At 47.3% G+C, this 22,522-nt stretch carries 22 protein-coding genes; 8 read left to right on the top strand and 14 right to left on the bottom strand.

Features of this window, described 5'->3' with window-relative positions; genetic code table 11:
* Positions 1-108: 108 nt before the first annotated feature.
* From HNP82_RS13550 to HNP82_RS13500, 11 genes are all read right to left on the bottom strand, one after another.
* Positions 109-1,707 carry an ABC transporter substrate-binding protein gene (locus tag HNP82_RS13550; protein ID WP_183775579.1) on the bottom strand — a complete coding sequence of 533 codons (1,599 nt, stop codon included), beginning with the start codon at positions 1,705-1,707 and terminating at the stop codon, positions 109-111.
* 162 nt (positions 1,708-1,869) lie between these two features.
* Positions 1,870-3,018 (bottom strand): Gfo/Idh/MocA family protein, encoded by a 1,149-nt coding sequence (locus HNP82_RS13545; protein ID WP_183775578.1) that lies wholly within the window; start codon positions 3,016-3,018, stop codon positions 1,870-1,872.
* A 21-nt stretch (positions 3,019-3,039) separates the two neighbouring features.
* Positions 3,040-4,038, bottom strand: coding sequence for a sugar phosphate isomerase/epimerase family protein (locus HNP82_RS13540; RefSeq protein ID WP_183775576.1), 999 nt, complete (start codon positions 4,036-4,038; stop codon positions 3,040-3,042).
* A 448-nt stretch (positions 4,039-4,486) separates the two neighbouring features.
* Positions 4,487-4,630 carry a hypothetical protein gene (locus HNP82_RS13535; RefSeq protein ID WP_183775574.1) on the bottom strand — a complete coding sequence of 48 codons (144 nt, stop codon included), beginning with the start codon at positions 4,628-4,630 and terminating at the stop codon, positions 4,487-4,489.
* Positions 4,627-5,043 (bottom strand): Zn-ribbon domain-containing OB-fold protein, encoded by a 417-nt coding sequence (locus HNP82_RS13530; protein ID WP_183775572.1) that lies wholly within the window; start codon positions 5,041-5,043, stop codon positions 4,627-4,629. The genes HNP82_RS13535 and HNP82_RS13530 overlap by 4 nt, the downstream gene beginning before the upstream one ends.
* A 13-nt stretch (positions 5,044-5,056) precedes the next feature.
* Positions 5,057-6,340, bottom strand: coding sequence for a thiolase family protein (locus HNP82_RS13525; protein WP_183775570.1), 1,284 nt, complete (start codon positions 6,338-6,340; stop codon positions 5,057-5,059).
* 51 nt (positions 6,341-6,391) lie between these two features.
* Positions 6,392-7,585 (bottom strand): ROK family protein, encoded by a 1,194-nt coding sequence (locus HNP82_RS13520; RefSeq protein ID WP_183775569.1) that lies wholly within the window; start codon positions 7,583-7,585, stop codon positions 6,392-6,394.
* Between the two features lie 176 nt (positions 7,586-7,761).
* Positions 7,762-8,727 carry an aldo/keto reductase gene (locus HNP82_RS13515; protein WP_183775568.1) on the bottom strand — a complete coding sequence of 322 codons (966 nt, stop codon included), beginning with the start codon at positions 8,725-8,727 and terminating at the stop codon, positions 7,762-7,764.
* A 45-nt stretch (positions 8,728-8,772) separates the two neighbouring features.
* On the bottom strand, positions 8,773-9,267 hold the full coding sequence (locus tag HNP82_RS13510; protein ID WP_183775567.1) for a VOC family protein: 495 nt from the start codon (positions 9,265-9,267) through the stop codon (positions 8,773-8,775).
* A 97-nt stretch (positions 9,268-9,364) separates the two neighbouring features.
* Positions 9,365-10,300, bottom strand: coding sequence for a sugar phosphate isomerase/epimerase family protein (locus tag HNP82_RS13505; RefSeq protein ID WP_183775566.1), 936 nt, complete (start codon positions 10,298-10,300; stop codon positions 9,365-9,367).
* 3 nt (positions 10,301-10,303) lie between these two features.
* A complete protein-coding gene (locus HNP82_RS13500; RefSeq protein WP_183775565.1) occupies positions 10,304-11,296 on the bottom strand; it encodes a sugar phosphate isomerase/epimerase family protein in 993 nt (330 codons plus the stop codon).
* Between the two features lie 615 nt (positions 11,297-11,911).
* On the opposite strand from HNP82_RS13500, the gene HNP82_RS13495 reads away from it, so the two are divergent.
* A complete protein-coding gene (locus tag HNP82_RS13495; RefSeq protein WP_183775563.1) occupies positions 11,912-14,695 on the top strand; it encodes a DUF3160 domain-containing protein in 2,784 nt (927 codons plus the stop codon).
* A 20-nt stretch (positions 14,696-14,715) separates the two neighbouring features.
* Positions 14,716-15,300 (top strand): hypothetical protein, encoded by a 585-nt coding sequence (locus HNP82_RS13490; protein ID WP_183775561.1) that lies wholly within the window; start codon positions 14,716-14,718, stop codon positions 15,298-15,300.
* Positions 15,301-15,347: 47 nt separating this feature from the next.
* Here the strand turns inward: HNP82_RS13490 and HNP82_RS13485 are convergent, their stop codons facing one another.
* Together HNP82_RS13485 and HNP82_RS13480 are read right to left on the bottom strand one after the other, a co-directional pair.
* Entirely contained in the window at positions 15,348-15,488 is a 141-nt protein-coding gene (locus tag HNP82_RS13485; protein ID WP_183775560.1) for a hypothetical protein, read from the bottom strand.
* A 109-nt stretch (positions 15,489-15,597) separates the two neighbouring features.
* Positions 15,598-16,074: a pyridoxamine 5'-phosphate oxidase family protein gene (locus HNP82_RS13480; RefSeq protein ID WP_183775559.1), complete on the bottom strand. Its 477-nt coding sequence runs from the start codon at positions 16,072-16,074 to the stop codon at positions 15,598-15,600.
* 133 nt (positions 16,075-16,207) lie between these two features.
* Between HNP82_RS13480 and HNP82_RS13475 the strand changes: the two genes are divergently transcribed.
* The gene (locus tag HNP82_RS13475; RefSeq protein WP_183775557.1) at positions 16,208-17,116 is read left to right on the top strand and encodes a LysR family transcriptional regulator; all 909 of its coding nucleotides are present in this window, start codon (positions 16,208-16,210) and stop codon (positions 17,114-17,116) included.
* Positions 17,083-17,538, top strand: coding sequence for a GNAT family N-acetyltransferase (locus HNP82_RS13470; protein WP_330599613.1), 456 nt, complete (start codon positions 17,083-17,085; stop codon positions 17,536-17,538). Before HNP82_RS13475 ends, HNP82_RS13470 begins: the two co-directional genes overlap by 34 nt.
* Positions 17,539-17,686: 148 nt before the next feature.
* Here HNP82_RS13470 and HNP82_RS13465 read toward each other — a convergent pair whose 3' ends face one another.
* Positions 17,687-18,523, bottom strand: coding sequence for an SGNH/GDSL hydrolase family protein (locus tag HNP82_RS13465; protein WP_183775555.1), 837 nt, complete (start codon positions 18,521-18,523; stop codon positions 17,687-17,689).
* 256 nt (positions 18,524-18,779) lie between these two features.
* Between HNP82_RS13465 and HNP82_RS13460 the strand changes: the two genes are divergently transcribed.
* From HNP82_RS13460 to nadA, 4 genes are all read left to right on the top strand, one after another.
* Complete coding sequence (locus tag HNP82_RS13460) at positions 18,780-20,072, top strand: L-aspartate oxidase (protein WP_183775553.1); 1,293 nt, start codon at positions 18,780-18,782, stop codon at positions 20,070-20,072.
* Between the two features lie 72 nt (positions 20,073-20,144).
* Entirely contained in the window at positions 20,145-21,011 is an 867-nt protein-coding gene (gene nadC / locus HNP82_RS13455) for a carboxylating nicotinate-nucleotide diphosphorylase (RefSeq protein ID WP_183775551.1), read from the top strand.
* A 44-nt stretch (positions 21,012-21,055) separates the two neighbouring features.
* The gene (locus HNP82_RS13450; RefSeq protein ID WP_183775549.1) at positions 21,056-21,589 is read left to right on the top strand and encodes a transcription repressor NadR; all 534 of its coding nucleotides are present in this window, start codon (positions 21,056-21,058) and stop codon (positions 21,587-21,589) included.
* A gap of 15 nt (positions 21,590-21,604) precedes the next feature.
* Positions 21,605-22,522, top strand: a complete 918-nt coding sequence (gene nadA, locus HNP82_RS13445) for a quinolinate synthase NadA (protein WP_183775547.1) — start codon at positions 21,605-21,607, stop codon at positions 22,520-22,522.

Here is a 22,522-nt window from a genome sequence, read left to right as displayed (position 1 = left end):
CCAGAAATCCCAGCATAATACTACAAAATATGAATTTTTCAAGGTACTATAGGTACAGGGCACAACTAATTATATAGTTTCGACCCCAACATCATCGTTATCTTAAAATTATTCCTGTGCCGCCAGCCACTCATCTAATTGGCTCTGATATTCGTCAATGATTTTCTGAACATTGACAGACTCTAATTTTTCTATAAACTCCTCGTAAGTGCCCTCTGGAGCAACGCCGGAATCCAGGGATGGGCCATACTCAGCAATAACATTGGCCACGGCGCTCAATTCATTCTGGATACCGGATGTATCGCAGGCGAATCCGAAGTATTTAGACTGAGTCACAGCGTCCATATCTACCTTCTGCTCTGTGCGGAAATCCGCGTCCTGACCGGTCCATGGCAGCGCAAGGAACTGATTACCGAACATATAATCCGCAGTCTGATAAGCAACAGAGTTTGCGTCCTGATCGCCAATAAAGCCGGCAACGCCATCGGTTACTTCATAGTCTCTGCCTTCAATTCCCCATACAAGAAGGTTTTCAATACGGGAATCTGTATACATTAAATTCATAAACTCAATAGCAGCTTCCGGTTCTGTCGCTGTCACAGGTACTGCCCAGGCAAATTTTATACAGCTTGTTGTCGACAGAGGAGCTGTCGTTACCTTAACGCAAGTTACAGGCATACCACAGGCTGCGGCTTTTAATGTTTCAACGCCGAGTTCACCTTCTGTAATATAGCTAAAGCCCACATTATTCTTAATGAGAACTTCGCCGGAATCATCTGTATTGGCGGCGTCTTTGTAAACATAACCTTTTTCATACCACTCACGCATTTTATCAACCATGGCTTTATATTCTTCTGTAGCATAGTTGAGGCGCACAGTATCATCTGAACCATTGGGATCAATAGAAATTAATTTATAGGTGTCTCCAAGTAAATCATAGGTTGTTGCATCAGAAAAATTATCCACGCCCATATAATAGCCGTTAAGAGGAAGAATCAGGCCATCCAGATCAGAGTTTACAACTCCGGCAAGATATCCCCATTTTTCACTGGATTTAACGGCCTCAAGAATTTCCTCATACTCTGTAAAAGATGTCATATTCTGTGCCTTTTCAAGAAGGCCAAGATCCTCTAAAACATCTGTACGCATAATAATATAAGCGCTTGTCACAAGGTTTCTGTATGTAGGAACAGCGTAAATAGCATCGCCTACAGTTGTGGCATCCATCAGGCTGCCCGCCGTTTCAAGAATTGGCTGCCCATATTCTTCAAGAAGACCGGAGATGTCCATATACTGATTCTGACTCACCATACTGCTGTAAGATGAAGATCCCACAGGAAATGTCAGCATTAAATCTAATTTTTCTCCACCAGCCATCATCAGACCGATCTGCTGGTCGTAGCTTCCGCTTTCGATCATCTGAATATCTACATGAACATTAATTTCCGGTTCAGTAATTTCATTAATAGCATCTTCGACTTCCTGAACACCTTTAGGCAGACCGCCTACAGGCATATAAACCATAGTAATATTGGCCATATCTCCAAGATGCTCCTCAGAATTTTGTGCAGCACTGTCACTTCCTGATCCTGTAGTGTTCTGGCTGCCTCCTGCGCCGCCGGCGGCTTCATTATTTCCGCATCCGGCAGCCGCAGAAATTACCATAAGAGCTGACAATGTTATTACCGCAAGTTTTTTTATCTGCATTTTATTATTCCTCCATACCAAAAATACCTTTATTTACGCAGCTTTCGCTGCGCTAACTAGTTCCAGGCCCCGCCAGCTTGCTGCGGAGTCATTGACTTTGACAGAGAGTCACGCAAGCCAAACTCTTTGTGCCGCGTAACTCCCTCTATTAACTATAAACCCTTAAATTTCAACCCATACGGCGTTGTTCTTGCTGCTCTCGACACACGCATGGATAAACTTCACTCCCGCAATTCCATCGTCCACTGTCGGGAAGTCCAGATCCCCTTCTGCCGGTTCCTCTCCGTTCACTTTCTTTAAGATCGTGCTGATATAGCACTTATAGATGTTGGCAAAGGCTTCGTACAGCCCTTCCGGATGGCCCGATGGCAGGCGGTTCATCTCTTTGGAACGCTCGCTCACATATCCCATGCCTCTGTTATAGATCTGGGTCGGCTGTCCCTTTAATGTCACACTCAGCACGTTGGGGTTCTCCTGTACCCACTCAATCGCTCCCTCGGTTCCGAAGATCCGCACCACAAGGCCGTTCATATGACCTACACACACCTGGGAGGACGAGTACACGCCGTGGGCTCCATTGTCAAACTCTACAAGGATGTTCGCGTTTAAATCCAGCGGCTGGCCGTAGTTGTCCAGCACTGCCGCCACTTTCTTCAGCTTCAGGCCGGTGATATAGGATACCGTATGCTCGATATGGGTTCCGATATCTCCCACACAGTTGGAGATCCCCGCAACCTTCGGGTCTTTTCTCCAGGAGGACAGCTTCACCATCTTCTGGTCCCCTTTGCCGATATCATCCACAAGGTATTCCTGAAGGTATTCTGCGTTCACGTTGATCACGTCCCCGATCACGCCCTGTTTTACCAGCTCTCTGGCTTCTTTCACCATGTTGTTGCCGGAATACGAATAGTTTACCGCAAAGTACAGCCCTTTCTCTTCGGCCAGGGCCTTTAACTCCTCAGCTTCCCCAACCTCAAAGCTTAACGGCTTTTCGCAAAGCACGTTGATGCCGTGGTTTAAGAACTCCTTCGCTACCTGGTAGTGGAGGAAGTTCGGCGTTACGATGGACACGAAGTCGATACCGTCTTCTCTCTCGCTCTCCTTCTGGGCCATCTCTTTATAATCTGCGTAGATCCGATCCTCATCCAGGCGGTAGAACTGGCCGCACTCTTTGTTGGCCGCCATATCCGGGTTAAAGCAGCCCGCCACTAACTGGGCTCTTCCGTCAAAGTTCACCGCAATCCGGTGTACCCCGCCGATGAACGCGTTTAAGTCTCCGCCGACCATTCCGTATCTTAATGTCTTTCTCATGGTTTTCTTTTCCCCCTTTTTTTAATTCCCGCTGTTGGAGATCGCGCTGTCAAACTTCACATCCGATGGCGCAAAATCAACTTTCTTCACAAACGCGCAGGCTTCTTTCGCCCCGTACTCTCTCTCCATTCCCGAATCTTCCCATTCTACAGACAGCGGACCCTGGTAATCGTAGGCGTTCAGCACACGGATGATGTCCTCAAAGTTTACATCCCCATGGCCAAGGGAACGGAAGTTCCAGCCCCTTCTCAGATCGCCGAAATCAATATGGGAGCCTAACAGGCCGCTGCGGCCGTCTAAGGTCACCGCCGCGTCTTTCATATGGACGTGGTATACACGGTCGATGAAGTCCTGTAAGAACAGTTCCGGTTTCATCCCCTGCCAGATCAGGTGGCTCGGATCAAAGTTTAACCCAAACTCCGGACGGTCTTTGAATTTCTCAAGGAGACGTTTCGTGGAGTAGTAGTCAAAGGCGATCTCTCCCGGATGGACTTCCAGGGCGAACTTGATGCCGTTCTCTTTGAACACGTCAAGGATCGGCGCCCACAGGTCATAGATCTCCTGGTAACCGGCCTCGATCATCTCTTCTGTGGTCTGGGGGAAGCTGTAAAGGTATTTCCAGATCGGTGATCCGGTAAAACCTGTCACCACATAGCAGCCCATCTTCTTTGCCGCGATGGCGCAGTATTTCATCGTCTCGATGGCCCAGGCCCGGATCGCGTCCGGCTGGTCGGCAAGGCTTGGCGGCGCGAAGTTATTCAGTCTTGGATCGTTATAGTCTCCCACACACTGTCCGATAATGTGAGAGCATAACGCCACGCACTGAAGGTCATATTTTGCCAGAAGCGCTTTGACTTCCGCCACATAAGCGTCATCCTCTGCTGCACGTTTCGGATCCAGGTGGTTGCCCCAGCATGCCAGCTCGATACCGTCATAGCCCATGGCTTTCGCTTTGCTAAAAAGTTCTTCCATCTCCATGTCCGCCCACTGGCAGGACATTAATGTTACTAATCTGCCCATATGTATCCTCCTTACTATCAATGGCATATGAAAGCCTGTCTTGTTCAACTTCCATATGTATTTTTGCCGCGCCCTGCGCGGACGTTACTTTACTTATAGGATAATACGTGATTTGTTTATTGTCAATACTTATTATATCATTTTAACAAAGTATTTTTATAAGAGTTGGATAAAGATTTAACAATGCCCCCCTGAGTTTTGTGGCAATATGTATAGGAATGTATAGGAAATGTCATAATAATCTTTATTATGACGTTTCCTGCACCGCCCTATGCCAAACTAACCGATTGTGCAGTATTTCCGCCAAAGGCGGGCCGATCCGCCGGCATTTTCTGCGACATAAAAACCTGCCCTTTCCGAAATCCAAAGGATACCGGAAAGGGCAGGTTCTTACTGAAACGGCGGATTATCCATCCCGGCCGCGCCATCTCTGATGACAAAACAGTTATTACATATTTTCCATAACGAAGTCTGTAAGTTCGCCGATGGTTGGATATTTGCCAATATCTCCGAGAGAGATCAGCACATCCGCCTCATTTTCAATCTGAGATACACATTCAATGATCACTTCAAGGACTTCATCTCTGGTCATTTGATTCCCTCCACTTTATCAATCTCAAAAAATACAACGGTAACGCCGTCTTTATCTGCAAAAAGAGGATGTACCGGCAGAGGCAGAAGAGGTCTTAACTTCTTAGCGCTCCGCTTGTTAATGCCAAATACTGTACAGTTAAACATAGGGCCTTCTTCCAGCTCCACAAGGCCATAGGCGTAATCGCCAAGGCTGGCATTCCATGGGTCCGCGTTTAATGTGGAGGGCAGGATAATGCTGTGAAGCACGCCTTTACCGGAAAGTTCCACCCACTCCGTCTCATGATAACCGCATGTATTGCAGGCATATCTGGGCGGATATTCAATAGCGCCGCACTCTTTGCACTTGCGGCCTAAAAGTTTATGTTCAGCTAATCCATCATAAAACGGTTTTACAATTTTTTCTATCTTCATGTCTTGCCCCTCCCTAATCCAATGCGCGAAGAATAGGAATACGACAGTTCTGTCCGCCACCAAATCCGCGGAGCATCGCTGTCTTAGGTTGCTTTTTCACCTGTCTTGGACCGGCCTCACCGCGAAGCTGCAACACAGCTTCATACACGTCAGCCATACCTGACGCACCGTAGGCGTGTCCGTAGGATGTACGTCCGCCATGGGGATTGATCGGGCGGTCGCCGTCAAATGCTGTACGTCCCTCTAATACCCATTTCCAACCCTCGCCTCTGGGGAGATAACCGACTTCCTCGGCGGCAAGAAGCTGAGACGGAAGAACAAAGTCGTTGACAAGAAGCAGGTCGATATCCTCCGGCGTCAGACCTGTCGCGGCGTAAACCTGACGGGCCGCTTCCTTTGTGATCTCCATCTCATTGTGGGGGCGCATAAGTTCCAGACAGGAAGCGCCGATACCTAAAACTTCAACAGGTTTTTTAGAAAACTTGTGAGCCATCTCTGTAGGGCAGACAATCACGCACGCAGCGCCATCGGCGGAAGGCGCGTTGCCTGTCACGCGGAGGTATTGCGTTGTCTTAGGATTAAAGGGTGAACGGAGATATTCCATAGGATCATCAAAGCCGTACTGTTTGGCAACTTCCTCAAAAGGTGTGCGCAGCATGGCCAGAGGATTGAGAGCCGCAGCTCTTCTTCCGTGGTAGGACATGGTATTTAACACCTCGTCCACCTGCTCGTCTGTCAGTCCATAAGTATTTTTATACAGGTCGATCCAATCGTCCTGTCCGATATGTCCGCCGCCAAGGGCACGGGTGTAGGCCCGGTCCATAATAGCTTCCAAATCCGGTATAACGTCATCTGTGGTAATCGTCCGGCGGATATGGGCCGGCTTGCCCTGTACCGGAAGACCACAGGCCATTTCCACACAGCCGGATAATACAATATCATGAGCGCCGCTGGCAACATCCATCACAGCTTCTTCCAGGCCAACATAGCCTGTACAGCATGCCTCGGAATGATGAATGGAACCTTTTCCTCTCATACCAAACCACTCAGCCACCTGCATATTGGGAGTTGCGGCAAAGTTAAAGAATTTTGGATTTGCCGAACCGTGATAGAAATAATCTACGTCTCTTGGCTCCAGCCCGGCATCAGCCATAGCCATCAGCGCGGCATGCCCGAAAAATTCGCCTTCGGTTAATCCCTGCATCTCTGGATCATCGTCAATACAGCAAAACGGTGTTGCCCCTATGCCTATGATTGACACACTTCTGGAGTATTTTCCCAAATTTCCATGTACCATATTTCTTCTCCTCGCTTTATATACGTTTCACCCAACGTCCGATCTCATTTCTTACTTTGCCCGTCTGCCCTTTCCTCTGGTCTGGGCCGGCGCCGCGGCTGTCGCGCTCTTTAAGATTTCAGGAAGCTTTTCATTTAAAAACAGAGACCTGGCTTCAAGAGCCGCGCCGTAAGCATCATCATATTCCCCGTAAATACTGCATTTTAAGTGGATGTCCTGTATAGCGCTTCCCGACAGAGCGCTGACGTAATCATCAACGATCCGGGTGTAGGGCTGAATATACTTAGCCATTTCCCCGCCAATGACAATACTCACTTTAAAAACAGCATAAAGATTGTACACCGCAATAGACAGATTTCTCAAATACATATCCCATATCCCGGCAAATTCCTTATTGCCCTTATTAATCTCTTCAAAAAAATCATCATATCCGGCAGTCATACCGTTGGCTCTGAAAAAATCCACGATCCGGCTGGCCGAACACAGCTCGTAAAAACTGCCCGGCACTCCCCGCACTGCGGTTTTTTGTGAAGGATCAATAAGCATGGATCCCACATCCACACTGGAACCTTTAAATTTGAAGATACTCCGGTCATAAATGAGTATTCCGCTGACCCGGCGGCTTAAAAGGACAAAGAAATTATCTTCCACATAAGCCTTTCCGAACATCTGGGCCATGGCGGCCAGACGGCAGGAGTCATCAATAGATACATCGTCACCCAGGATTTCATGGATATGCTCCAAATCCATGGAAGACGTTCCCAGGGTATGTGTTCCCAGAGCAAATGTCTGATCTTCGTTGACAAATCCGGGAAGGGCAATTCCTATGCCGCATGGCGCGGATACTTTCTCCTGCATTTTAGTGATCAATTCACGAATTTTATGCCAGTAATCGTCATTATCTTCAAATTGGATATAATGACGCTCTTTTTCATAGATCTCACCACTAAAATCAATGAGTAAAAGATATACTGTATGCCTGGCGATGCTCACACCTATGGAATACTGATACTGGGGATTTAAGGATAACCGGACAGGACGTCGCCCTCCGGAAGATTCACCCGTACCGGCGGTCATGACAATGCTGCTGTTTCTCAGAATATTTACGATGTTAGATATTGTAGGAATACTTAATCCTCTGTTATGGGCGATTTCCGTATTTGTGATCCCTGGACTGCATCCGAGATCGTCAATAATATTCAATGCGTTTTGCAAACGTATTTCCATAGTATTAGCAACTCTCATAGCTCTCTACCGTTACCTTTCAATATTTTTGTAGCAGTTTAGCCATCAGCCATAGGCCAACCTGTACTATTTTTTAAACAGGTGCCTGCATATGCAGGCACCTGTCAATAAGGGCCGAAAAGGACTGCTAAATACTATATTAACACATTCCTTTTTGTTTTCCAAAAAGATTTGTATTATTTTCTTGTATCAGATTTCAGTTCAAGATAGAGAACTTCCTGAGGAGTCAGTTTAACGTCTAAAGCGCCAAAGGAAGATTCCATCTCGGCCCGGTTTGCTGCGCCGATTACCGGGAATGTATTCAGCGGGCTGTCAAGAACATAAGCCATAGCTACCTGCGGAACTGTGCAGCCTTTTTCTTCAGCGATCTCTTTGCAGCGATCCAGTCTTACAAAGTTCTCTTCGCAGCAGTATCCGATACGGCAGAACATATCAATATCATCCGGATGATTTGCAAACATCTCTCTTGTTACTCTTCCGGAGAAAAAGCCTCTTGCCAATGAAGAATAAGCAAGTACCGGCATCTGATTCTTTGTATACCATTCCTGAGCTTCTTTATTTGCATTACCTGAAATGGTGACGCAGCCAGGAGCAAACGGATTCTGAACCTGCTCAGCTAAGCAGAAGTTTGGTGAAGATACTGTCATTGGTGTAAGATTATGAGCATATGCATACTCATTAGCTTCGTCAAGACGCTGATGTGTCCAGTTGGAACCACCGAAAATTTTGATTCTTCCCGCTGCCTGATGCTCGTTTAATTTCTCAACAATCGGACCTACAGGAAGTGCTGTGTTATCTCTGTGAAGAAGATAAATATCAAGATAGTCTGTCTGAAGCTCTGCAAGGGTTTCAAAAAGATCAGAATCAATGTCATAAGGGGTTACTCTTTCACGGTAATCTGTGGGATGAGCACCTTTAGAAAGGAGGACGATGTTCTCCCGGATACCGCGGGTTTTGATCCACTCGCCGACAGTAGGTTCAGAATCATAAGCTCTTGCTGTATCAATAGCTGTAATACCTAAGTCATAAGCTGCGTCTAATGTTGCAAAATGTTTTTCTTTATCAGAAGGAAACATACCAAGTGTTCCCATGAAAAACCGGCTTACTTTTTTCTCAAGTCCGTTGATTTTTGCGTATTCCATGATTTAATTACCTCACATTCTCTAATACAGATAGTATGATACCATTTATTCTTCAGGAAGTTTGAAGTTAGCGTCAAGTCCGCCCTTCTTATCTTCGTTGTAAACTTCAAGGAACATACCGATTTCTTTGTGGAGATCAAGATAAGCAAATTCCATGCCGATCTGAGGATCTTTGCACCACAGCCAAGGATCTCTGCCTGTCAGTTTCTTATGCTCTTCGATAACTTTATCGAACGGATCTCTTGTGATAATAGCGATGTGATGCATACCAGGGCCATGTTCTTCTAACCATGTCTTGTATGGGCTGTCGCTGATAGGCTGGATAACTTCAAGCTCGAATCCCCAGCAGTCGCAGAAGCACATGATTGTCTGAAGTCTTTCTTTCTTTCCATTCATTGTGAAATCAGGAAATTCGTTGGAATCCAGCGGGCTTACTCTCCATGGGCCAATGCCGTAGTCTTCTTCAAAATGTTTGATTGTCTCCTCAGCGTTTTCAACAATAATACCGATCTGTAAGAATTTTTTAAACTGTGTGTTCATGTTCGATTTCCTCCCAATTATATATTTCTTTATATCTTTATAGTGGCTGTGATTTTTTCTCCGGACGATGCCTGACAGAAAAAACACATTTATTTACTTATTTGTAAATAGGATCAAGAACTGTATCAATGTAGTTCTTTGTCAGCAGGATAGTGGCCAAAGGTTCCGGCGTTCCGTCGGATTCAATACCGATCCATCCTTTATGGTTGTACTTCTTCATCAGCTTCCATAAGCCTTTGAAATCCAGAAGGCCGCCGCCCGGCTCCCAGAACCATCTTGCGCCATGTTCATCAAACTCAGCGCCAGGCCCGAAACGTTTTTCGTCGGGAGCGTTGATGTATGTTGTATCTTTAATATGGAAATATTGAACCCGGTCATGATATGTATCATAAAAATGCAGGATGTCCTTGCCCATAATTGCTACCTGAGCTGTATCCAGGCAGTAGAAAACATATCTCGGATCTGTCATCTCAAGGAATTTTTCATGGTCGTATTTATTAACGGCGCACCAGAATTCATTGTGGATGGAAACAGCCAGACCTTTTTCAGCGCACATACGTCCTACAGTGTTCATACACTCAGCTACATTCTTTAATCCTTCTTCGTCCAGAGGACCTGTACCATAATACTGGCCTGCCGGCTGAACAATCAGGTTGATGCCGTCACACTCTGCCAAAGCGTCAATCGCCTGCTGCTCATAAGCGTAAATTTCCGGATGATTTCTTTTATCCTGAGATCCTACATGATGTGAAAACATACCTGTGATACGCTCAATTCCTCTCTCCTGAGCGAACTCTTTAAAATTCTTCATGGAGCCGAAAGCATTTCGGATACTTGGTACAGAGAATACCATAATCTCAATACCTTTAAAACCTGCGCCGGCGAAATATCTGAGAATCTTATCCCAATCCTGATAGTAGTAGGCGTTTCCAAAATCGCCCATGTACCACTCATCAAAATTGTTAATCTGTTTATAATTGATATTGCCCCAAAGATTGGTCATATAAGTATAGTTAAGATTTCTTTCTTCCATTATTTATTTAACCTCCTTTGCAGCATAGTTTTTTTCAAGATTGTTCCAGAAGGTACGCATTCTTAAAATGCCTTTTGGAATATCCAGTGAGTATTTGGAATCCAAAATCACCGGTCCGTCAAAATCAGCATCTTTAAGGATGGCGTAAAGAGCTTCAAAGTCCATATCGCCAAAGCCAAGGTCATAATAAACTCTCTGCACACGGCCATCCTGAGGAAATTCCGGAGAGATCGTCTTATAAGCATCCAGCTCGTCAACAAACTTTGTATCTGTAAAGCATACAGTTTTAGCCTGTCCGGCGTATTTTTTGAAATACTCTACAGGATCAGCTCCGGCAATGTGGAGGTGGGCCGGGTCTGGAGCGTAAGATACAAGATTTGTATCTACATTCTTCATAAAATCATCAATAGCTGCACCGCGCATCAAAGTCCAGTATTCATTGCGGATAGCCATATTGATGTTGCCTTCTTTACAGTATTCTCCGATACGGTTCATACACTCAGCAGCCTCACCCAGGAACTTCTGGATCTTTCCCTCATCATTATTAAATGTCTCATTCAGGAAACCGATACCCGGTGTGGGAGAAACGAGAAGTACGCTTCCTTTAAACTGCTGTAATGCTTCCACTGTATCCTGAGCATGTTTATAAAATTCATCAAAGAACTTCTCAATGGGAAGTCCTGTCTCAAACAAACTATTGTACTGGCTCTGGGCGGAAATCGTGATCGCTTCAACGTTTTCAATACCCTTGTCATTCAGATAAGATAAGTATCCTTCAGGTGAACCAAAACGTGTCTTAATTGATGCTGTACATATCGGCGCGCCATTTCTCGACACATTCTCTGTATTCGGAACCATAGGAATCATAATGGATGTAAAACCTGCCGCAGGAAACATATCTGTCAGTTCATCCCAATACCACTTTGCTGCACGAAGAAACGCTCCCGGTCCACTTGTGTCGGCGTTTACAATGCCAAAACTTGCCACAGCTTTCATAGTTTTTTACCTCCCTTAAATTTTCTTTCTGTAATTAAAATACATCATAAAAGTCTTTTTGTCAACAGTATTTTAAAGACTTTTTTTAAAACTTAAAAAAACATTGGTTTGTTTTTACAAACAGTACGCCAGACGGCAGCATTCTGTTGTTCCGATTTTGAGAGAACACATTGAATTTTACCACAAAATCCTTCAAATGAATTAACTTTGTGCGCGGCGCCATAAATATGCACCAAATGGTAATCTTCAGCTTTGCCGGTGATATTATTGACGCCAACTGGCTGCGTACCGGCCGCCGGACCGAAGGCGTTATTTATGCCACAATCTGGCTCCTATTATTTTCTATGCCCTCGGCGCATTTTTCTACTCAAGGATCACTCTGACTAATAAAATCGTCCACGAAAATGAAAAGAAGGTTGCTGAGCTTATCGAAAACGCTAAAGAAAACAAAAATTGAAGCAATCCTGCAATCTAAACAAAATTATAACCGCCATATAAAGGGTTCACTGCGGCCCCCGTTACAGTTTTACGCCGGAAGCATCAAACGTTTCCGGCGTAAAACAGCAACGGGGGTCATCCACATAATCCTGGACAGCAAAGAATGTTTTTGATAAGATGAGGGTAAACAAGAATAAGAAGGAGGGGAGTACCATTTTTTGCGTAAGATGTGGTAAAAAATTAAGAGACGGGGCAAAGTTCTGTCCCGCCTGCGGCTATCCGGTACAGGAGCCGGACAGCCAGGGGCCGGCGGCACAGGATCAGGTACAAAATAACATGCCCCAGGGGCCGGCCGCCGCGCCTTCCGGTCCGACAGCAGGGCCGTCAATGGCGTCGCCTGAAAATGTCCCCCAGGGGCCTTCCGGACACAGGAAAAAGACCGGCCTGATCGTCGGTCTTATTATCGCCGTTGTGGCTGTGGCCGCCATCGGCATCACGGCGGCTGTTTTTCTGACACGAGGCAGTTCCGGTGAACTTTACGCCCGGTACATGGATGAAGGCGAATCCTTTTTCGCGTCCCAAGATTATGAGCAGGCGGAAAAGTCTTTCTTAAAGGCCATCGACGAGGCCCCCGACAACAAAGAGGCTTATTTCCGCCTGGCCGATGTCTATTCCGCCCAGAACAAAAAGTCTGACGCGGCCCGTGTCCTTCAGGACGCTGTGGATACCGCCGACATGGATGATTCTGAAAAAGAACAGGTTCTCCAGCAGATCGCCGATCTTGAAAGCGGTTCTGATGCCCAGGCCGATGGTTCCGGCACAGGAGACAGCAGTTCCGGCAGCAGCGAAGATAACACCGGCGATCAGGGCGGGGAGACAGAGACTCCCGCTGACACAGTGATCCCGCTGGAACGCCCTCTGCTTATCGGCAGTTCTGAGAGCAGTGACAGTGACAGCGGCGACAGTTCGGAGGTTACCCCTTCTGTAGAAGACTACAGTGTTGACGCGGATCTGTCTAATGTTTACAACCGGGATCAGTTTTATATTGAACCTGGCAGCGAGGAAGCACGTCTTCTCTCGGAAAATCTTTTTTATGTGGAGGACGGCTATAGCCGGGAATTTTTTGAGACTTACGAGTCCAACCGCTATTCCCTGACCCCCAACTTTGTCACTGTGGATTCTATGATGCATACCTACCATCTGTATTTTGGCTATCTCATGAAAAAGACAGAGCGGGATCACCTGGCAGACATGCTCTCCCAGTTAAGTCAGGCCATGCTTTCAGCAAGCACCGCCCAGTATGACGCCCTCAAAGGCTCTGAGTGGGAAAATGCCGCCCGCCGCAACGTTGCTTTTTTTGCCGTAGGAGCCAGCCTGCAAAGTCCTGACACAGCCGTCCCCGGCGATGTGGCCGATGTGGTCAGTCAGGAACTTTCAAACATTACCGGCGCCTCAGGTATTTCCAACTCTGCGCTGACCGGCACCATGATTGACTATTCCCAGTTTGCGCCCCGGGGCTACTATTCCGGCGACCAGCAGCTTGAACAGTATTTCAGGGCAATGATGTGGTATGGTCAGATCGGTTTTATCCAATCGGAAGAAGATCTTGACCGGAGCGCCCTGCTGATGACCCTGGCCATGAACGGCGAGCCTTTTGCCCAGTGGTCTTCTATCTATGTAGTGACATCCTTTTTCGCAGGCTCCAGCGATGATCTGACTTACTATGAATACCTCCCGGCCATTGAAGCGGCCTACGGCGGTATCCCGGAAGTCTCAGCTCTCATCGGCAATACCGGGGCATGGGAAAAGTTCCATTCTCTGACCTCGGCCATGGACGCCCCGGCCATTAATTCCATTCCAACCATGGACGACAATGATCCGGATACAAAGACCACCGATGAAAATAAGGGATTCCGGTTTATGGGACAGCGTTTTACTATTGACGCCGCTATTTTCCAGCAGCTCATCTATGACAATGTCCAGGAAAACAGCAGCGGTGAACAGCGGATGCTCCCGGATACTCTGGATGTGGCGGCAGCTCTTGGCTCAGACAAAGCCTATGAAATCCTCCAGCAGCAGGGAGATACCGATTACGTCAATTATCCGGAACAGATGGAAAAGCTCCGGACAAATATTGCCAGCGCCTCCACCGAGGAGCTTTGGGACGCCAGCCTTTATTCCAACTGGCTCTACACTCTGACGCCCCTTCTGGAAGAAAAAGAGGCGGGATACCCCAGCTTTATGCGCACTGACGCCTGGGCCACTAAGAATCTGGAATCCTTCGCGGGAAGCTACGCGGAGTTAAAGCATGACACGGTTTTATATGCCAAACAGGTTATGGCCGAAATGGGCGGCGGCGAACTGCCCCAGTGGGATGACCGGGGATATGTCGAGCCGGAACCGGAAGTTTGGAAGCGCTTTGCCAATCTGGCCTCAAAGACCTCTCAGGGCCTGAAATCCTATGGGCTTTTAAGCAGCGATGATGAGACAAACCTGGCCCGCCTTGAGGAGATGGCCCGCCAGTTCCTCACTATGACAGAAAAAGAATTGAGCAACACTCTGCTGACCGATGAAGAGTATGACCTGATCCGCAACTACGGCGGAAATCTGGAACACTTCTGGCTGGAAGCATTTAAAGAAGAAGGGGAAAATATTACCTCCGGCGATTTTCCGGCGGCCATCGTTACCGATATCGCCACTGACCCCAACGGCTCCTGCCTTGAGGTGGCCACAGGTAACCCGTCCATAATTTACGTCATTGTTCCCATTGACGGTGAGCTTCACATCTGCGTGGGTGCCGTGTATTCATTCTATCAATTTGAGCAGCCCCTGTCCCAGCGTCTCACCGACGATCAGTGGCGTCAGATGATGGGCATCGCGGTGACAGAGGACGGCACTTATAATTTTGATTCCTCCATCCAGCAGCCGGAGTGGACACAGTCTTACCGTTATGAGAGATAATCAGAAAGCTTGACGGATTTATGAAAAAAAGAAAACGATTACTGTGGATTTTAATCATCACAGGGGCGGCGGCACTTGCCGCTGCCCTTGTATTTGTTTCCTGGACAAAGGGCGCTTTTCTCCCCTCATGGATACAGTGGAAGGAAAAAAGCCTGGATCTTTCCGGCATGGCCGGCGGTTCAGGCCCTGACGCCATCACCCTAGACCGCCGCCAGGTGAATGTTATCTATAATTCTGAAAGTGTCTGGCAGTCGCCGGACAATGTTTTAGTTCAGGATTTTTTGTGGTGCGATATTGACCACGATGAAGAAAATGAATTGATCCTTTTGTGCTGGCGTATTGGCCGCTACGGCTACGCCCGGCCGTTTTGGGTGGACCGGGACGAGTTTGCCTGGAGCCAGCATATTTATATTTATGATTGGCAGAACGAGACGATCCATCCGGTGTGGATGGCCTCGGATATTGGCATGGACGCCCTGTCTTTTGAATTTAACGACACTGACCGGCTAATCATCACCGAAACTGATGGGCGGCAGACTGCCTGGGACTGGATGAGCTGGGGTCTGTCTATGTTGAGAGAAGTGCGGGCGGGAAGTGAGGGGTGAATATAAAAATACCGGGCCTGGCGCTTACGTGGAAGGTTCGGTAATTTTTATTGGGCTTCTTTTTCTTCCAGTTCCATTGGATGGATAAAGTTTTCTTCAAACTCACTCTGCGTATATGTATGAGCTTCATAGAATAAATATTTTTCAAACTTATCAATTTCAAATAATGTTTTTTCCCGCCTGGCCACCCTCTTCCTCTGGAATAGTCCTTAGGAATTTTATCAAAATCTATGACCTTGATCATACTTTCACACATAGGGATATGATTTTGAATATCTACCGAAGATTTTTTAAGTTTCATACCAACTCAATGCACTGTTTTCCAGTCATATGTTCAATCTCCAGGACAAACATATTCAGAATCTTATCGTCCTTCTCAATTTCCTGCTCCATCTTTTCTTCAAGTCCCGGAGAATACTTGCGTCCCAGAATTTCAATGGACGCCCGCCTTTCTGCACTATCTTCCACGACATGAATCTTTCCAAAGGCGATGACACTCTTATAATGGGTGGTAAAGGTTTCCGGATGAACCTGATCCTGAGCGATAACGCAGAAAGAAGCCTTATCACAGTTTCTCACAGCGTCCAGCTTATGTCCGGACTTTGCCCCGTGAAAATAAATTTTATTTTCATGATACACGTAGCTTAGCGGTACGCCGTAAGGATAGCCATCGTCGCCAAGGAGGGACAGCACTCCTGATGTGCCTTTTAAGAGGATATCAAGCGTCTCTCCCTCTGTTAATAATTGTCTCTTTCTCCGCATTTCACGAAACATAATCCACAAACTCCTTTTCCGTATCATTACATATCCACATTTTAGCACAGACAATCCACAAATGTCTATGGCAATCCCCAGGTCTCTGTGCTATGATCAAAACAGTTGTTACATTCTTTCAGGAGGGAATGCCATGACCATCCAACAAATGATATATTTTGTCACTTTATGTCAATGCGGAAGTTTTTCAAAGGCTGCCAATCAGCTTTTTATTTCTCAGCCGGCTGTCAGCAAACAGCTATCTGCTCTGGAAAAGGAGCTGGATGTACTTCTTTTAGACCGGAAAAAGGGCGGGAAATTCCAGATCACGCCTTCCGGAGAAATCTATTATCAAACCTTTTGCCAGATTTTAAAAGATCTGGAAACGACAGCCTTTCATGTGAGATACGCATCCGCCGGAACGGATTTTATTTATAAGATCGGTATTTTGGAAGGCTGGATGATGCAGGACTATGTAAGTATGTGCCATGAAAACATTAACAGGGCTTTTGCAGACATAAAACTCCATTTTGAATTTCTTCCGCCGGACAAACTAAATCGGATGAAAGATAGTGGAGATCTTGACTTTATTCTGACCATTGACCCTGCCTATGAGAATACAAGAGATTATGTGAAAGAATCTGTCTACTCCATCCACTCTGTATTATACACAGCCATGGAGCATCCCGCCGTTGAAAATGGCCGCCTTAATCCCGGTAAGCTTGGACCGGATCTGTATATTTTGTCTGAACAGGAAGTGGCCCACATCCATATTAGCCAGATCACAGATCTTATCGCTCCTCAGCAGCCTGTGATCCATCCGTGTATGTCCTTTAATTCAGCGCTGATGAATGTTCTGGCCGGTCAGGGCGCCGCCATCACAGACGAATGGTCTCTCCCCGCATACTCCGAACGCTTTAGCGCCTACGTCCTGTCTGATACCCAGGTTCCCGTTATTTATGCCCGTAAAAACACAGGGGACGCTGGGACATTGAGCGTTTATGGGATTCTGAAAGATACGCTGGCACAGTGGAAACACCATGGCATTTGCGGAGGTTATTAATCATGATAGAAATCAGATATGTTCAAATATGTGATAAAACATTTTGGTATAGCCTTGACAGACATTTGCCGGAACAGGAATTTGAAAATAAAGTGAATGGCAAAAGAGGCTATGTTTTGCTGGATAACCACACACCTGTCGGTTTGCTCAGATATAATCTTTTTTGGGATAACACCCCCTTCTGCACAATGTTATTTATTGATTTTGGCTGCCGCCAAAAGGGGTATGGAAGAAAACTTATGGAATATTGGGAAAATGATATGAAATCACAGGGATATGGTATGGTCTTGACATCCACACAGGTGGATGAAGAAGCACAGCATTTTTACAGAAAACTTGGATATAAGGATTGCGGTGGGCTTGTTATAGACATTCCGGGATTTGAACAGCCTATGGAATTATTTTTGTCTAAAAGGATCTGACCGTTACCCTGTTGAGCGCAAAACACGGCAGTAGCCATTGCGTCAGCTACAAACTGCTGCGAGTCATTGTAATGGCCGTGGACAGGCAGGCACGGCGTACAGACGCGGCGCCTGCATCTGCCTGGGAGCATTTTTCCACAGCACTCTTTTACTTAAACAACTGCATAAGGCCGATAGCAAAGCCCTCATGCCCCACCGCAGACGGATGGTTGGCGCCGTTGGCCAAAAGGGCCTCTACCGGATATCCGGCATCAATATAGGCGTTCCACACTTTGTAGAGATCTGCCAGGCACACGGAAAGCTCTTTTGCCACCTGCCTTATGATCTCCACCCGCTCATCCAATGTAGAGTGAGGATGATCAAAAGGCGTAGGCAGGGCTGTATTTGGCGTCATCAAAATAATATCCGCACGGGTCTCATTTTTAATACGGCTGGTCACTGCCTTCAACGCGGTGTAATAGTCCTCATTACTTCCACAGTCCTCCCTCCAGTTTAACGAGGCGTTGACGATCACAAGATCCGGCTGATAGCGAAGGACGTCCCGGTCCAGACGGCGCTCAATGCCGAGAATAGTATCTCCGGCAATGCCGGAATTGATGACGCTGACTGATGTCTGCTCATACTTTTCCACAAGTTTTTGACGAAAACGATCCACATAGCTGGATAAAACATCAGTAACCTCCCCAGGCTCGTCCGGATTAACAATCCCCGCTTTAAACCGCCGCTCCATCTCTTCCGGGGTGATCAGCGGCTCAAAATGCCCCGCCGTAACACTGTCCCCAACGGCAACGATCAGCGGATTTTTAAGCTCAAGGCCGTCCTCCGGCATGGAAAATGGACCAAACATTGCCGCCGTTCCTCTGTTCTGCCACATGATCTTTTTAAAACGTTCCGGGTAAACCTCTCCCGTACAGCACACCGATTGAGTAAGTTCCAGATACGCCTTCGCGTATTTTTCTTCTGTTGTAAACTGTGTTTTCATCATTTGTTCACTCCTCTACTTATGACAAAATATACCTCTTTGTTTGTAGAAAAATTATAAACGCTGAATCTTCAAATGTCTAATAATGATTTCCGGAAAAAGTTATAACTTTTCTTTATATGAGTAACAGTTCAGCCATCAGGGATGGGCGGGATGAACTGTTACTTATATGACACTTTTCTTTAACATGTGTCTTGACACCTATCTTGTCCGGTAGTATAATAACAAAAATTATTTTACTGTGACGAGGATGATGGAAATGAATGAACGTTATGATGTTATCATTGTGGGTACCGGAGCCGCCGGACTCTACTGTGCCCTGAATCTTCCCGATCGTATCCGGACGCTGATCATCTCCAAGCAGAAAGCGGACGAATCCGATTCATTTCTGGCTCAAGGAGGCATCTGCATGCTCTGCGGAGAAGATGACTATGATAATTACTTCGCGGACACGATGAAAGCCGGTCATTACGAAAATGACGAAAGAGCGGTAGATCTCATGATCCGCAGCTCCAACAGTATTATCCGGGATCTTGTAGCCCGGGGCGTACGTTTTGCCAGAGACGGTGAAGGGCGTCTGGACTTTACCAGGGAGGGCGCACACTCCCGCCCAAGGATATTGTTTCATGAGGACGTGACCGGGCGTGAAATCACTCAGACGCTGCTGGACGGGGTACGTTGCAAAAAAAATGTGACGATCCTTGAAAACACAACGATGATCGACCTTATTGTCAAAGACAACATCTGCGGAGGCATTGTCATTATGGACGACCATGACCGGATCGACACCATTTTTTCAGACAATGTTGTCCTGGCCTGCGGAGGGCTGGGCGGACTTTACAAAAATTCCACCAATTTTCCCCATATTACCGGGGACGCTCTGGCCATTGCCTTAAAACACAACATTGCGGTGGAACATCTGGACTACATCCAGATCCATCCTACAACCCTGTATTCTAAAAAGCCCGGACGGCGCTTTCTCATATCCGAATCCGTCCGGGGCGAAGGCGCTCTTTTATATGATAAACACGGTCAGCGCTTTACCAATGAGCTTCAGCCCAGAGATCTTTTAAGCGAGGCTATATGGGCACAGATGGAGAAGGATCACACAGAATTTGTCTGGGAGGATATGCGGCCGCTTGGAAAAGAAACTATACTGACCCATTTTCCAAATATTTATCAACGGTGCCTTGAGGAAGGCTTCGATGTTCTTAAAGAGCCTATCCCTGTAGTTCCTGCCCAGCATTATTTTATGGGCGGCATAAAGGTAGATCTTTCCAGCCGGACGTCCATGGCCGGGCTGTACGCCTGCGGCGAGACAAGCTGTAACGGCGTCCACGGAAAAAACCGTCTTGCCAGCAACTCTCTCCTGGAATCTTTAGTATTTGCTCAGAGAGCCGCGGATGATATACTCTTTGGCAGCGGACACGCGCCTTGTCCCGCCGGACCGGTGTCCAAAAATATATATCCCGACCGGGAAACCCTTTTTGCCACATACCGCAGCCATATTCTTGAGGCTATTGAGGGAATGAAAAACGAAGAGACGGCATAAACCAGAGCAATCCGTGTCTCATGTCATTTGTCGGGCAACTCATCATAACATTTTACAGAAAGGAAAAATTCTATGAATAATATAACAATGAAAATGAACGGAGACCAACTGATCATGATGGCCCTCCAGGAAGATATTACTAGCGAGGATGTATCTACAAATGCGGTTATGCCGGGCTATCAGAAAGGCACCGTAGACCTGATCGCCAAGTCTGACGGCATTATCGCCGGGTTAAATGTTTTTGCCAGAGTATTCACTTTACTGGATGAGCAAACCCAGATCGCTTTTACGTGCAAAGACGGCGATGAAGTCAAAAACGGGCAGCTTCTGGCAACTGTCACCGGGGATATCCGGGTGCTTTTATCGGGAGAACGGGTGGCGTTAAACTATCTCCAGCGCATGAGCGGCATTGCCACATACACGCGACAGATGGTGAAAATGCTTGAAGGAACAGGCATTACTCTTCTTGATACAAGAAAGACAACGCCAAACTGCCGTATTTTCGAGAAATATGCTGTAAAAGTTGGCGGCGCCTGCAATCACCGCTATAACCTGTCCGACGGCGTTCTCCTTAAAGACAATCACATCGGCGCCGCCGGAAGTATTACAAAAGCCGTGAAAATGGCCCGCCAGTATGCGCCTTTTGTCCGCAAGATCGAAGTTGAGACAGAGACGCTGGAACAAGTAGCGGAAGCTGTAGAAGCCGGCGCGGACATTATCATGCTGGACAACATGACGCCAGACATGATGCGCCAGGCTGTAGTCCTTATTAACGGGCGGGCCAAAACCGAGTGTTCCGGCAATGTCACCCGGAAAAGTATTGAACAGCTAAAAAATATTGGCATCGACTATGTGTCCAGCGGCGCCCTGACCCATTCCGCACCGATCCTTGATATTTCCATGAAACATCTCCACGCCACTGAACCGCTGTCTGACTAAAGATAAACCGCCGTTAATCGTTTCATGAGAGGAGAAAGCATCGCATGAATACATCACAGCGCCGCAATGAAATTTTAAACATTTTAAAAAAATCCGACGTTCCCATTGCAGCCAAAAATCTGGCCGCCCATTTCGGCGTCAGCCGCCAGGTCATTGTTCAGGATATGGCTGTTATCCGGGCGTCCACACCTGGAATCCTGGCTACAGCCAGGGGATACACCCTGCAGCAGGAATCCGCTTATACACGTGAATTTAAAGTGCGCCACCGCCAGGAACAGGCTGCGGATGAACTAAATATTATCGTTGACTGCGGCGGTCGGGTAAAAAACGTCAGCATAAGCCACCGAGTCTACGGGCGGGTCACCGCTGAAATGGATATCCGCTCACGCCAGGATGTCCTGGAATTTGTCAACGCCATTAACAGCAGCCGTTCCTCTGTCCTGAGTACGGCCACTTCCGGGTACCACTATCATCTTGTGGAGGCTTCCAGCCCTGAAAGGCTGGATCTCATCGAGGAGCAGTTAAATCAGGCCGGCTTTCTGGCCCCGCTCCAGCCCTGGGAAACAGAAAATATGTAAAGAGAGGGAAATTACATGACTGTACATGAAATACAGGAGGAGATCCTCCGTCTGAAAAAAGAAAAAGATATATGCATTCTGGCCCACGCTTACCAGAAGCAGTCCATTCTGGAGATCGCCGACTACACAGGAGATTCCTATGGACTCAGCGTCCAGGCCGCGAAAACCTCAAACCAGGGGGTGATCATGTGCGGCGTCCGCTTTATGGCGGAAACCTGCAAGATCTTATCACCGGACAAGAAGGTATGGCTGGCCAACCCCATGGCCGGATGTCCTATGGCCGAGCAGCTTGGTCTTGACGATCTTAAAGCTTTAAAAGCGCAGTATCCGGGATACGACACTGTGGCTTATATCAACACCACATCGGAATTAAAAACCGGCTGCGATGTATGCGTCACTTCCGCCAGCGCCGTCAAGATCTGCGCCGCCCTGGACACCGATAAGATCCTGTTTATCCCGGACCCTAACCTTGGACACTATGTAGCTTCCAAGCTCCCCCAAAAGCAGTTCGCCTTCTTCGACGGGGGATGTCCGCGGCACAAAGTGGCTGTCCGCGATGATGTGATCCTGGCTAAGGAGCGCCATCCCGGCGCCCTGCTCCTTGTACATCCGGAGTGCCGCCCACAAGTCACCGACCTGGCCGATTACGTAGGCTCCACCACCGGCATCATGGATTATGTACGCAAATCAGACAACCATGATTTTATTATCGGCACAGAAAACAGCATTGTGGAACATCTCCAGTTTGAGTATCCACAGCGCCGCTTTTACCCCTTATCTTCCGCCCTGTCCTGTATGGATATGCAGCTCACCACACTGATGGATGTGTACAACTGCCTCAAAGGCGCCGGCGGCGAGGAAATTATTCTTCCCGATAACGTTATGGAAGGCGCAGGAAAATGTATCAGGAAAATGGTGGAATTGGGCGGCTGA

The sequence above is a fragment of the Catenibacillus scindens genome, assembly GCF_014202115.1.
Classification (GTDB): domain Bacteria; phylum Bacillota; class Clostridia; order Lachnospirales; family Lachnospiraceae; genus Catenibacillus; species Catenibacillus scindens.
The sequence above is the reverse complement of the archived record's forward strand: the minus strand, read 5'-3'. Positions and strand labels throughout refer to the sequence as shown.

What these genes read in the sequence shown, in the direction of transcription:
- HNP82_RS13465 (WP_183775555.1), bottom strand. Translation starts at nt 18,523, where the DNA reads ATGATGAAAACACAGTTTACAACAGAAGAAAAATACGCGAAGGCGTAT.
- nadC (WP_183775551.1), top strand. Translation starts at nt 20,145, where the DNA reads ATGAATAATATAACAATGAAAATGAACGGAGACCAACTGATCATGATG.
- HNP82_RS13550 (WP_183775579.1), bottom strand. Translation starts at nt 1,707, where the DNA reads ATGCAGATAAAAAAACTTGCGGTAATAACATTGTCAGCTCTTATGGTA.
- HNP82_RS13500 (WP_183775565.1), bottom strand. Translation starts at nt 11,296, where the DNA reads ATGAAAGCTGTGGCAAGTTTTGGCATTGTAAACGCCGACACAAGTGGA.
- HNP82_RS13520 (WP_183775569.1), bottom strand. Translation starts at nt 7,585, where the DNA reads ATGAGAGTTGCTAATACTATGGAAATACGTTTGCAAAACGCATTGAAT.
- HNP82_RS13495 (WP_183775563.1), top strand. Translation starts at nt 11,912, where the DNA reads ATGAGGGTAAACAAGAATAAGAAGGAGGGGAGTACCATTTTTTGCGTA.
- HNP82_RS13530 (WP_183775572.1), bottom strand. Translation starts at nt 5,043, where the DNA reads ATGAAGATAGAAAAAATTGTAAAACCGTTTTATGATGGATTAGCTGAA.
- HNP82_RS13490 (WP_183775561.1), top strand. Translation starts at nt 14,716, where the DNA reads ATGAAAAAAAGAAAACGATTACTGTGGATTTTAATCATCACAGGGGCG.
- HNP82_RS13535 (WP_183775574.1), bottom strand. Translation starts at nt 4,630, where the DNA reads ATGACCAGAGATGAAGTCCTTGAAGTGATCATTGAATGTGTATCTCAG.
- HNP82_RS13475 (WP_183775557.1), top strand. Translation starts at nt 16,208, where the DNA reads ATGACCATCCAACAAATGATATATTTTGTCACTTTATGTCAATGCGGA.
- HNP82_RS13545 (WP_183775578.1), bottom strand. Translation starts at nt 3,018, where the DNA reads ATGAGAAAGACATTAAGATACGGAATGGTCGGCGGAGACTTAAACGCG.
- HNP82_RS13450 (WP_183775549.1), top strand. Translation starts at nt 21,056, where the DNA reads ATGAATACATCACAGCGCCGCAATGAAATTTTAAACATTTTAAAAAAA.
- nadA (WP_183775547.1), top strand. Translation starts at nt 21,605, where the DNA reads ATGACTGTACATGAAATACAGGAGGAGATCCTCCGTCTGAAAAAAGAA.
- HNP82_RS13460 (WP_183775553.1), top strand. Translation starts at nt 18,780, where the DNA reads ATGAATGAACGTTATGATGTTATCATTGTGGGTACCGGAGCCGCCGGA.
- HNP82_RS13540 (WP_183775576.1), bottom strand. Translation starts at nt 4,038, where the DNA reads ATGGGCAGATTAGTAACATTAATGTCCTGCCAGTGGGCGGACATGGAG.
- HNP82_RS13525 (WP_183775570.1), bottom strand. Translation starts at nt 6,340, where the DNA reads ATGGTACATGGAAATTTGGGAAAATACTCCAGAAGTGTGTCAATCATA.
- HNP82_RS13505 (WP_183775566.1), bottom strand. Translation starts at nt 10,300, where the DNA reads ATGGAAGAAAGAAATCTTAACTATACTTATATGACCAATCTTTGGGGC.
- HNP82_RS13515 (WP_183775568.1), bottom strand. Translation starts at nt 8,727, where the DNA reads ATGGAATACGCAAAAATCAACGGACTTGAGAAAAAAGTAAGCCGGTTT.
- HNP82_RS13510 (WP_183775567.1), bottom strand. Translation starts at nt 9,267, where the DNA reads ATGAACACACAGTTTAAAAAATTCTTACAGATCGGTATTATTGTTGAA.
- HNP82_RS13480 (WP_183775559.1), bottom strand. Translation starts at nt 16,074, where the DNA reads ATGTTTCGTGAAATGCGGAGAAAGAGACAATTATTAACAGAGGGAGAG.